The organism is Nigerium sp., assembly GCF_039811905.1.
In the GTDB taxonomy this organism is placed as follows: Bacteria; Actinomycetota; Actinomycetes; order Propionibacteriales; family Propionibacteriaceae; genus Propioniciclava.
On the sequence record NZ_JBDHZL010000031.1, the window covers coordinates 16,636 to 27,145 of the forward strand.

General features: G+C 68.6%; 9 protein-coding genes and 3 pseudogenes. 6 read left to right on the plus strand and 6 right to left on the minus strand.

The features are described from left to right. Nucleotides 1-105 precede the first annotated feature (105 nt). The 6 genes and pseudogenes from WMJ97_RS07565 to WMJ97_RS07590 all read right to left on the minus strand — a co-directional run. Nucleotides 106-1,188 (minus strand): annotated as a pseudogene (locus WMJ97_RS07565) (4-hydroxybenzoate 3-monooxygenase); the annotation flags it as partial. A 50-nt stretch (nt 1,189-1,238) separates the two neighbouring features. After that, nucleotides 1,239-1,949 carry a substrate-binding domain-containing protein gene (locus tag WMJ97_RS07570; protein WP_347348374.1) on the minus strand — a complete coding sequence of 237 codons (711 nt, stop codon included), beginning with the start codon at nt 1,947-1,949 and terminating at the stop codon, nt 1,239-1,241. Continuing rightward, complete coding sequence (locus WMJ97_RS07575) at nt 1,946-2,611, minus strand: aldo/keto reductase (RefSeq protein WP_347348381.1); 666 nt, start codon at nt 2,609-2,611, stop codon at nt 1,946-1,948. Before WMJ97_RS07575 ends, WMJ97_RS07570 begins: the two co-directional genes overlap by 4 nt. A gap of 59 nt (nt 2,612-2,670) precedes the next feature. Next, nucleotides 2,671-2,952 (minus strand): annotated as a pseudogene (locus tag WMJ97_RS07580) (aldo/keto reductase); the annotation flags it as partial. An 82-nt stretch (nt 2,953-3,034) separates the two neighbouring features. Continuing rightward, nucleotides 3,035-3,958 (minus strand): annotated as a pseudogene (locus tag WMJ97_RS07585) (Gfo/Idh/MocA family oxidoreductase); the annotation flags it as partial. After that, nucleotides 3,951-4,076, minus strand: a complete 126-nt coding sequence (locus WMJ97_RS07590) for a hypothetical protein (RefSeq protein WP_347348375.1) — start codon at nt 4,074-4,076, stop codon at nt 3,951-3,953. The gene WMJ97_RS07590 and the pseudogene WMJ97_RS07585, both read right to left, overlap by 8 nt. Nucleotides 4,077-4,120: 44 nt before the next feature. Between WMJ97_RS07590 and WMJ97_RS07595 the strand changes: the two genes are divergently transcribed. The 6 genes from WMJ97_RS07595 to WMJ97_RS07620 all read left to right on the plus strand — a co-directional run. Further along, nucleotides 4,121-4,435, plus strand: coding sequence for a hypothetical protein (locus WMJ97_RS07595; protein WP_347348376.1), 315 nt, complete (start codon nt 4,121-4,123; stop codon nt 4,433-4,435). Further along, nucleotides 4,381-5,523: a tryptophanase gene (locus WMJ97_RS07600; protein ID WP_347348382.1), complete on the plus strand. Its 1,143-nt coding sequence runs from the start codon at nt 4,381-4,383 to the stop codon at nt 5,521-5,523. Before WMJ97_RS07595 ends, WMJ97_RS07600 begins: the two co-directional genes overlap by 55 nt. Before the next feature lie 369 nt (nt 5,524-5,892). After that, nucleotides 5,893-7,584 carry a 2-isopropylmalate synthase gene (gene leuA / locus WMJ97_RS07605; protein ID WP_347348383.1) on the plus strand — a complete coding sequence of 564 codons (1,692 nt, stop codon included), beginning with the start codon at nt 5,893-5,895 and terminating at the stop codon, nt 7,582-7,584. Nucleotides 7,585-7,896: 312 nt separating this feature from the next. Further along, nucleotides 7,897-9,345: an amino acid permease gene (locus WMJ97_RS07610; protein ID WP_347348377.1), complete on the plus strand. Its 1,449-nt coding sequence runs from the start codon at nt 7,897-7,899 to the stop codon at nt 9,343-9,345. Nucleotides 9,346-9,380: 35 nt separating this feature from the next. Then, entirely contained in the window at nt 9,381-10,247 is an 867-nt protein-coding gene (locus WMJ97_RS07615) for a transporter substrate-binding domain-containing protein (protein ID WP_347348378.1), read from the plus strand. A 49-nt stretch (nt 10,248-10,296) separates the two neighbouring features. Next, on the plus strand, nt 10,297-10,510 hold a 214-nt coding region (locus tag WMJ97_RS07620), incomplete at its 3' end, for a trehalase-like domain-containing protein (RefSeq protein ID WP_347348379.1).

Sequence of the window (10,510 nt, forward strand, 5' to 3'; positions counted from 1 at the left end):
GGCAGGTCGTACGGCCAGCCGGTGTAGCACTCGGCGAGGTAACTTCATGGAGTCCTCGGAGGAGACCACCGACAGCAGCTCGCCGATCTGGCGCTTCACGACGAACGGGTTGTCGTCGGCGGGGGTGTGCAGCATCTGGGTCATCCAGTAGCTGAAGTTCTGCGACTTCCAGATGCGCTGCGCGGCACGTGCGCCGTAGGTGTCCAGGTCGGCGCGCGACCCGGTCTTGGCCCACGTGACGAGCGCGGGGGCGAGCAGGGCGACGTCGCCGAAGGCCAGGTTCAGCCCCTTGGCGCCCGTCGGCGGGACGGTGTGGGCGGCGTCCCCGGCGAGGAACAGGTTGCCGTGCTGCATGGGCTCCTGGACGAACGAGCGGAACTGCAGCACGACCTTGTCGAAGATCGGGCCGCGCTTGAGCTTGAAGCCGTCCGGGCCCTCGAGGATCGAGTCGAGGTGGTCCCAGATCCGCTCGTCGGACCAGGCGTTGACGTCCTCGTCGGCGTCGCACTGGAAGTACATGCGCTGCACCGTGGGCGTCCGCTGGCTGATAAGGGCGAATCCGCGCGGCGAATGGCAGTAGATGAGCTCGTCGGAGCTGAACGGAGCCTCGGCGAGGATGCCGAACCACGCGAACGGGTAGCGCATCGTGTGCTTGACGCGGCCGGGGATCAGGTCGCGGCAGCGGCTGCGCGAGCCGTCGGCCCCGACGACGACCTCGCACCGGACCTGCTGGGCGACGCCGTCGGCGTCGGTGAAGCTGATCGTCGGGGAGTCGGTGGCGATGTCGAGCACCTCGGTGTCCGTGACGCCGAACCGGACGTCGCCGCCGTCGCGGCGCCGGGCGGCGGCCAGGTCGAGGAACACGTCGTTCTGCGGGTACAGCCACACCGTCTGCCCGACCAGCTTCTTGAAGTCGATGTGGTGGTTCTCCCCGTTGAAGCGCAGGTAGAGCCCGCTGCGCTCGTACCCCTCGTCGAGGATGCGCCCGTCGACGCCGGTGTCGGTGAGCATCCGGACGCTGCCGGCCTCCAGGATCCCGGCCCGGTGCGTCCGGGCGATGAGGTCGTGGTCGCGGTTGTCGATGACGACGTTGTCGACGCCCTCGCGCGCCAGCAGGTGGCTGAGCATGAGTCCGGCAGGGCCGCCGCCGACGATGCCGACGCGGGTGGTGGTGATCTGTCTGTCCATGGGGTCCTCCTTGTCCCTGGGGCGTTGCGGTGCTTGATGCGGCTGGAAAGTCACGGGGTGCGGAACGCGTGCTCCGCCTTGATGCCGGACGCCTCGGCCGAGGCCAGGAAGGCGATCAGCTCGGCGGCCTGCCGGGGGCTTCCGGACGCCGTGGCGACCGCCGCGGTGAACACGGTCTCGATCGCGCAGTCGTCGGGGAGGACGCCGAGGATCCGGACGCCGGGCTGGCCGACGAGCTCGCTGAGTTGCTGGAAGCCGAGGTCGACCTCGGCGGCGGCCAGCGAGGCGGCCACCGGGACGCCGGGGCGGGCCTGGACGAGCCGGTCACTCTGCTCGTCGCTCAACCCCCAGCCCTCGATCATGCGGACCAGGGCGGTGCCGCTCGGGCCCGTCGAGTAGCCGATGCGGGAGGCCGCGCGCAGGGCAGCGCGCAGCTCGGACGCGTGGGCGAATGCCGGGCCCGGCGGCGGCGTCGCGCCGTCCGCGGCGTCGTCGCCGGCAGGGACGGCCGCGGCGACCTGGGACAGCACGAGCGGCGTCCGGGTGGCCGGGTCGACGTGGCCGTCGTCGGCCAGCCGGTCGATCGCCCCGGAGGCGAGCACGACGACGTCGAGCGCCTCACCCGCCGCGACGCGATCGGCGGCGAGCACTCCGCCGACCGACTCGAAGGCGATGGTCGGCGCGCCGGCGGACGCGGCGGCGTCCGCGAGGGCGGCCAGGACGCCCTTGGTGGCCATGGACGAGATGCCGGAGAGTGTCACGCGTCCTCCTCGAAGGTGTCGGCGTCCACCTCGCGCGACTGGGCGGCGCTGTAGCGCGGCCCGACGACGGTGGCGTGGTTGACGAGGGCGTCCGCGCGGGCGAGGACGTCGTCGGAGAGCGTGAGGTGGACGGCCGCGAGGTTCTCGTCGAGATGGTCGGGGTCGGTTGTCCCCGGGATCGGGACGACCCGTTCGCCGCGGCTCAGCAGCCACGCCAGCGCGAGTTGCCCCGGCTTGCAGCCGGCCTCGGCGGCTAGGGCCGTCCACGCCGGCAGCAGCGCGGCGTTGCCGGGCCAGTGGTCGGGCTGGAAGCGCGGCATGCCGCGGCGCAGGTCGCCGGACTCGAACGCCTGCGGGTCCGGCAGGGCCCCCGTCAGGAACCCGCGGGCGAGTGGGCTGAACGGGACGAGCGCGACGCCCGTCTGCTCGCAGGCCTCGACGAGGCCCAGTTCGGGGTTGCGGGTCCACAGTGAGTACTCGTTCTGGACGGCCGCGATCTCGGCGATTTGCTGCGCCTCGCGCAGCCGGGTCGTCGAGACCTCCGACAGGCCGATGGCGCGGATCTTGCCGGCCCCCATGAGGTCGACGAGCCCGCCGACGCTCTCGGCGATCGGCACCGTCTTGTCCCAGCGGTGCAGGTAGTACAGGTCGATGACGTCCACCCCAGGCGCCGCAGCGAGGCGTCGCAGTGCGCCCGCAGCGTCTCGGGGCGTCCGTCGATCGTCTTGACGCCGTCCACCAGCCCCATCCCGCCCTTGGACGCGACGACGACCTCGCCGCGCCGCCCGGCGATGGCCCGGCCGACGAGCTCCTCGTTGCGGCCGGCCCCGTACAGGGCGGCCGTGTCGAGGAACGTGACGCCGGCGTCCAACGCCTGCCGGATCAGCGCGACACCGTCCTCGGGCGACGGCGGGACGCCGTAGCCGTAGCTCAGCGGCATGCAGCCGAGGCCGAGCGCGCTGACCGTCAGCGGGCCGATGGTGCGGGTGGGCAGCGTGCTCATCGGCCGAGCTGCTCCTCGAGCTGGCCGAGCACCCGGTAGCAGTCGATGACGCGGCGGAACGACGAGTTCGGCTCGCGCCCTCCCGGATCGCGGCGACGAACTCGCGGTCCTGCAGCTCGATGCCGTTCATGCTGACGTCGACGTGCGAGACGTCGATCGGCTCCTCCTTGCCGTTCACGAGGTCGTCGTAGCGGGCGATGTAGGTGCCGGTGTCGCCGATGTAGCGGAAGAACGTGCCCAGCGGGCCGTCGTTGTTGAACGACAGGGACAGGGTGCAGATCGCCCCCGACTCGCTCTTGAGCTGGATGGACATGTCCATCGCGATGCCGAGCTCGGGGTTGATCGGCCCCTGCAGCGCGTTCGCCTCGACGATCGGCCCCGCCTGGTAGGCGAACAGGTCGACGGTGTGCGCGGCGTGGTGCCACAGCAGGTGGTCGGTCCACGTGCGCGGCTCGCCCTTGGCGTTGATGTTCTTGCGGCGGAAGAAGTACGTCTGCACGTCCATCTGCTGCACGTTGAACTCGCCGTCGGTGATCTTGTGGTGGACCCACTGGTGCGACGGGTTGAACCGGCGCGTGTGCCCGACCATCGCGACCTTCCCGGACGCCTCGGCCGCGGCCAGCGCGGCCTCGGCATCGGCATCGGCCAACGAGTCGGCCAACGGGATCTCGACCTGCACGTGCTTGCCGGCGGCCAGGACGGCCTGCGCCTGCTCGGCGTGGACCGGGGTGGGCGTCGCGAGGATCACGGCGTCCACGTCGTCGCGCTCGAGCACCGGCTCGAGGCCGACGACCGCGGTCGGGACGCCGTACTTGTCGGCCACCTCCTGCGTGCTCTCGAGCTTGGTTCCGCTGACGACGGTCACCTCGGCGTCGTCGATCTGGGCGAGGCCGTCCAGGTGCTTCAGGCCGAAGGCGCCGGAGGCGCCGACGACGGCTACGCGGACTTTCGTGTCGCTCATGGTGTTCCTCTCTGTGGGGGTCTGGTTCGCGGGTTGCTTACGCATGATGCCGCGACGAGCGCTGGTTGTTGAGCACCAGGTGGCCGACGGCGGTGTTGGAGGCGGGCACGTGGTAGAAGCGGTGGTTGACCTCGGGTGGTTCGCCGCCGAACTGGTCGTCCATGTGTCAAAGGTGACGTCTTCAGCGGCGAGCAACTGTCCCTGGAGATGCACAAGGTCCGTATTATCCAAAAGCTCAACCTCCTGCCCATCGAGCAGCGCAGGCACGCCATGATCGAGGCGGGGTTCAACACGTTCCTGCTGCAGAACGCGGATGTGTTCCTCGACATGCTCACCGACTCGGGCGTGAACGCTATGAGCGACCGGCAGCAGGCGGCGATGCTCATCGCCGACGACGCCTACGCCGGCAGCGCGACGTTCTCCCGGTTGGCGTCAAGCTCACCGAGATCTTCGGCACCGAGTACTTCCTGCCCGCCCACCAGGGGCGCGCGGCCGAGCACATCCTCGCGCAGGCGTTCGTGAAGCCGGGACAGATCGTCCCCATGAACTACCACTTCACGACGTCCAAGGCCCACGTGACCGCGAAGGACGCCGAGGTCGTCGAGCTGATCCGTCCCGAGGGGCTGAAGGTGACCAGCGACGAGCACTTCAAGGGCAACTTCGACGTGGACGCCCTCCGTGCGCTCATCGCCGAGCGCGGCGCCGACGCGCTCAGCTACGTCCGGATCGAGGCCGGCACGAACCTGATCGGCGGGCAGCCGCTGTCGCTGGCGAACATCCGCGAGGCGACCGCGGTCTGCCGCGAGCACGGCATCATGTCGGTGCTGGACGCCTCCCTCCTCGCCGACAACCTGTACTTCATCAAGACCCGCGAGGAGGGCTGCCGCGAGATGTCGATCGCGGAGATCACCCGCGCGATCGCCGACTGCTTCGACGTCATCCACTTCTCGGCGCGCAAGCTCGGGTTCGGACGCGGCGGCGGCATCTGCGTCCGGGATCGCGGCCTGTACGAGCAGATGCGCGGGCTGATCCCCATGTATGAGGGCTTCCTAACGTACGGCGGCGTGTCCGTGCGCGAGATGGAGGCGATCACGGTCGGCCTCGACGAGACCATGGACGAGGACATGATCAACCAGGGTCCCCAGTTCATCGCTCACATGGTGTCCGAGCTCGATGCGCGTGGCATCCCGGTGATCACGCCCGCCGGCGGCCTGGGCGCGCACCTGGACGCCATGCGCTTCCTCGACCACCTGCCGCAGGAGCGGTACCCGGCGGGGGCGCTGGCGTCCGCGCTGTACATCGCGTCCGGCGTCCGGGGAATGGAGCGCGGCACGCTCAGCGAGCAGCGCGCGCCCGACGGCACCGAGCCGATGGCCGACATGGAACTCGTCCGGCTGGCCCTGCCGCGCCGCGTGTTCACGCTCAGCCAGGTGAACTACGCCATCGACCGCATCAGTTGGCCGCACGCCCACCGCCGCATGATCGGCGGCCTGCGGTTCATCGAAGAGCCCGAGATCCTGCGGTTCTTCTACGGACGCCTCGAGCCGATCGGCGGTTGGGTCGACGACCTCGTCGCCCAGTTCCGGGCGGACTTCGGCGCCAGCCTCTGAGCAGGACGCCGGACGCGTGCTCCCGGTCGCTGTTGTTTGCTCACGAGGTGTGAGCAAACAACACGGCCGGGGGCGCCGGCAACCGACGCCCGCGGCGTCCGTTGGGCGGGTGGATCTCAGAAACCGGACGAAACGACCCCGCCGGGCACCGGAACGTGTGTTAGCGTCTCCGCCATGGCATGGGTGAACCTGCTCCTTGGTTGCCGCAGCGAGGCCTAGTTCCGTCAGGCTTCCCCGCTGCGGAGTCTCGTCGCGCCTGGCATCTGAAACCCCCACTCCAGATTGACCGAGGATAGAGCCATGACCATCACCACCCAGAACTTCGGCACGCGCCCGCAGATCGGCGCCCCGCGGCAGCAGCCCAGCGGGATGCCGTTCGACCGCTACGTTCCGTTCCAGCCGATCGACCTGCCCGACCGCACCTGGCCGAACAACAAGATCACGCACGCGCCGCGGTGGCTGTCCACCGACCTGCGCGACGGCAATCAGGCCCTGATCGACCCGATGACCCCGGCGCGCAAGCTGCGCATGTTCGAGCTGCTGGTCGGCATGGGCTACAAGGAGATCGAGGTCGGCTTCCCGTCGGCGTCGCAGACGGACTTCGCGTTCGTCCGGAAGCTGATCGTGGAGGATCGGATTCCCGACGACGTCCAGATCTCCGTGCTGACCCAGGCTCGTGAAGACCTGATCGCCCGCACCGCCGAGTCTCTGGTGGGCGCGCATCGCGCGAACATCCACCTGTACAACGCCACGGCCGAGTTGTTCCGCAAGGTGGTGTTCGGCATCGACGAGGCCCAGTGCATCGCGATGGCGCGCCGCGGCACCGAGCTGGTCATGAAGTACTCCGAGCAGTACCTGGGCGAGACCGAGTTCGGCTACCAGTACAGCCCCGAGATCTTCACCCAGACGCCGACGGACTTCGCGATCGAGGTCTGCAACAACGTGATGGACGTCTGGCAGCCCGGGCCCGACCGCGAGATCATCCTGAACCTGCCGGCCACCGTCGAGCGCTCGACGCCGAACACGTACGCCGATCAGATCGAGTACTTCTGCCGCAACGTCCGCAACCGCGAGCACGTCGCCGTGTCGCTGCACCCGCACAACGACCGCGGCACGGCGGTCGCCGCGACCGAGCTGGCCATGATGGCCGGCGCGGACCGCGTCGAGGGGTGCCTGTTCGGGCACGGCGAGCGCACCGGCAACGTCGACCTGATCACGTTGGGCCTGAACCTGTTCAGCCAGGGGATCGACCCGCAGATCGACTTCTCCGACATCGACGGGATCCGTCGCACCGTCGAGTACTGCACCGGGCTGCCGGTCCACCCGCGGCACCCGTACGCGGGCGATCTCGTCTACACGGCGTTCTCGGGGTCGCACCAGGACGCCATCAAGAAGGGCCTGGAGTACCTGGACAAGCAGGCCGCGAGCCAGGGCCAGACGATCCACGAGGTCGACTGGGAGGCGCCGTACCTGCCCATCGACCCGCACGACGTCGGCCGGACGTACGAGGCTGTCATCCGGGTCAACAGCCAGTCCGGTAAGGGCGGCATGGCCTACATCATGAAGACCGAGCACAAGATGGATCTGCCGCGGCGCCTGCAGATCGAGTTCAGCCGGGTGGTGCAGGAGCACTCCGACACCGAGGGCGGCGAGGTGACGTCGGAGCAGATCTGGTCGATCTTCGAGCAGGAGTACCTGACCACCACGGGGCCGCTGGAGCTGGTGACCTACCAGTCGTCGTCCGAGGACGGCGTCTACACGTGCCGCGCGACGGTCAACTACCAGGGGCGTCAGGTCGAGGTCCTCGGCGAGGGCAACGGTCCGCTGTCGGCGTTCGTGGACGCGCTGGGGACGGTCGGCGTCCGGGCGCGCGTGCTGGACTACTCCGAGCACGCGATGAGCGCCGGCGGGGACGCGCTGGCCGCGGCCTACGTCGAGTGCGAGGTCGGCGAGGGCGACGACGCCCAGGTGGTCTGGGGCGTCGGCCGCCACGAGTCCATCATCGCCGCGTCCATGCGCGCCGTGGTCGGGGCGGTGAACCGCGCGGCGGCGCGCGGCTGACGCAGCAACGAACGAGGGCGGCGTCCGGGGATTTCCCGGGCGCCGCCCTCGTCGTGCATGACGCGGCCCGCTTTCTTTCGCGCCGAAACTTGCTCGAAACGCATTCGCAACACGGGGACGCCGCCGGGGTGCCAGACTGCGTGCAGCGCGCGCGATCTCGCAGGGACCTGACGCTCCGGTTTGTACCGGATCGTCCACAGCAATCGAGGAAAAATGAGCGAACCCGCGACGAGCCACGAACGGGCTCACGCCTCGGCCTTTGCCGCCGAGCAAGCAGGCTACAAACAAACGCTCGGACGCCGCCACGTACAGATGATCGCCCTGGGTGGGGCCATCGGGACGGGCTTGTTCTTGGGGTCGGCGTCCCGGTTACACAGCACCGGGCCGGCCTTGTTATTGAGCTACGCGTTCGTGGGCGTGATCGCCTACTTCTTGATGCGGGCACTGGGGGAGTTGGTGCTGCACCGCGCCACGTCGGGCGCCTTCGTCTCGTATATGCGGGAGTTCTTCGGCGAATACGCCGCCTACATCACGGGCTGGATCTATTGGCTGCACTGGTCGCTGACCGGCATCGCGGAACTGTCCGCAGTCGGTCTGTACATCCAGTACTGGTGGCCCAACGTCGAGACCTGGATCACGGTCTTGATCGCGCTGGCGGTGGTCCTCGTGATCAACCTGCTGTCGGCGCGCGCATTCGGCGAGTTCGAGTTCTGGGCGGCCTTCGCGAAGGTGACGGCGATCATCGTCTTCCTGTGCGTCGGCGTCGTCGTGGTCGTGGGCGGTTTCTACATCGGCGACCACCAGGCCGGCTTCCAGAATCTGTGGAGCAACCCGGGCGGCTTCTGGCCGACCGAGGCCCCCTACAACTGGTACGGCCCGATCCTGGTGATGTCGGGCGTCGTGTTCGCGTACGCCTCGATCGAGATGGTCGGCGTCGCGGCCGGCGAGATGAAGGACGCCGAACGCGAGGTGCCGAAGGCCGTGAACGCGGTCATCTTCCGGATCGCCGTGTTCTACTGCGGCTCGATCCTGCTGCTCGTCTCGATGTTGCCCACGACCGACTACAAGTCGGGCATCAGCCCGTTCGTCACGGTCTTCGACCAGATGGGCGTGGGCTGGATGGGCAACGCCATCCAAGCCGTGCTGATCGTAGCGGCCATGTCGAGCCTCAACTCCGGCCTGTACACCACGGGTCGCGTGCTGCGGAGCCTCGGCATGAGCAAGCAGGCGCCCAAGTTCACGTTGAGCATGAGCGCCTCCGGCGTCCCCTGGGCGGGCATTTTGCTCACCAGCGGGGCGTTGCTCCTCGGTGCCGTGTTGAACGCGTTCGCCCCCAACGCCTTCGAGATCGCGCTCGAATGCTCGGCCGTCTGTGAGCTGTTCGCGTGGGCCACGATCTTCCTATGCCAATTGCGGCTGCGTTACCTGGTGCGGCGCGGCGTGATTCCGAGGAGCCCCTTCCAGATGCCGGGGTATCCGTTCACGAGCCTCTTCGGGCTGGCGTTCCTGGTGTTCGTGGTCGTCGGCATGGCGATCTCGGGCTGGGAGTCGTCGCCGTACTTCTGGCACAAGACCGACTTCATCGTCGTGGTGTTCGGCATTCCCGCCATCGCCGTCGCCCTGTACCTCGGTTGGATGGCCGTCCGCCCGGGCGTGCAGGCCAACACCGGTAATCGGTTGAAGGCGTTCTGGTCGTCCACCGGCCGCACGTACGACGAGGCTGATCCCGACAAGATCAACCAGCCGACGACGGCTCTTTGATGTCAATCGCTATGTGGTCCGAAAAGGAGCCATCGATGAAGAGGAACACACGCGGATTCAGCCGCAGCATGCTCGCGCGAATCCTGGCCGGCGCCGTTGCATTGCTGACCGTCGTCGCCTGCACGCCCTCGGGTGGGCACGTCGCCCCGAGCGTGGCGGGCTCGACGGTGATCCCGGGCGGTGGGGTGAAGATCGGAATCGCCATCGACGAGCCCGGGATCAGCCTCAAGCAGGGCATGGAGTACAGCGGCTTCGACATCATCACGGCCATCTACGTGGCGGCGAAGCTGGGGGTGCCCGAGGCGAACATCACCTGGGTTCCGGTCGACAAAGCCGATCGCGAGACCGCGCTCGAGTCGGGCGAGGTCGACCTCGTGATCGCGAGCTACTCGATGACCGACGAACGCAAGCAGCGGGTCGATTTCGCCGGCCCCTACTTCGTGGCGCACCAAGACCTGCTGATCCGCCGCAACGATGACACGATCACCGGCCCGGAAACGCTCAACGGCAAGACGCTGTGTTCGCCGACGGGCACGACGTCCGCGGCCTACATCAAGCAGAACTATCGGGGTTCGATCACGTTGCGCGAGGTGCCGACGCTGTCGGAATGCGTGCGCGACCTTGCCCACGGCGACGTGGACGCCGTGACCGACGACGACGTGATCCTCGCCGGGTTCGCCTCCCAACCTGAGTACAAGGGCATCCTCCGGGTGCTCGAACGGGGCTTCACCAACGAGAGCTACGGCGTCGGCATCAAGAAGGGTGACGCCAACCTGGTGACGCACGTGAGCGCCGCGCTCAAGGACTACATCTCCTCGGGCGCCTGGAGTCAGGCGCTCAAGACCAACGTGGGTCCCTCGGGTTACGACGTTCCCGAACCGCCGACCGTCACCACGGGCTGACAAGGGGCTCCGCCGAGACGCCGGCGGCTCTGCCGATTACGCTGGGCGCATGAGCACCCCGTTGGAGAGCTACGCGCTGCTGGCCGATCTGCGCACCAGCGCGCTCGTGTCGCGGGAGGGCAGCCTGGATTGGCTGTGCCTCCCGCGCTTCGATTCGCCGGCGATCTTCACCGCCCTTCTCGGGACGCCCGACAACGACGAGGTGGACGCCTCCCTCCTCCAACTGCCCCACGCGGGCTTCTGCGCCCCCGACGACCCGCGCA

Bases quoted from the DNA above. Each gene is read 5' to 3' on its own strand.
- WMJ97_RS07590 (WP_347348375.1), bottom strand. From the start codon at position 4,076: ATGGACGACCAGTTCGGCGGCGAACCACCCGAGGTCAACCACCGCTTC.
- WMJ97_RS07595 (WP_347348376.1), top strand. From the start codon at position 4,121: ATGCACAAGGTCCGTATTATCCAAAAGCTCAACCTCCTGCCCATCGAG.
- leuA (WP_347348383.1), top strand. From the start codon at position 5,893: ATGCCGTTCGACCGCTACGTTCCGTTCCAGCCGATCGACCTGCCCGAC.
- WMJ97_RS07610 (WP_347348377.1), top strand. From the start codon at position 7,897: ATGATCGCCCTGGGTGGGGCCATCGGGACGGGCTTGTTCTTGGGGTCG.
- WMJ97_RS07615 (WP_347348378.1), top strand. From the start codon at position 9,381: ATGAAGAGGAACACACGCGGATTCAGCCGCAGCATGCTCGCGCGAATC.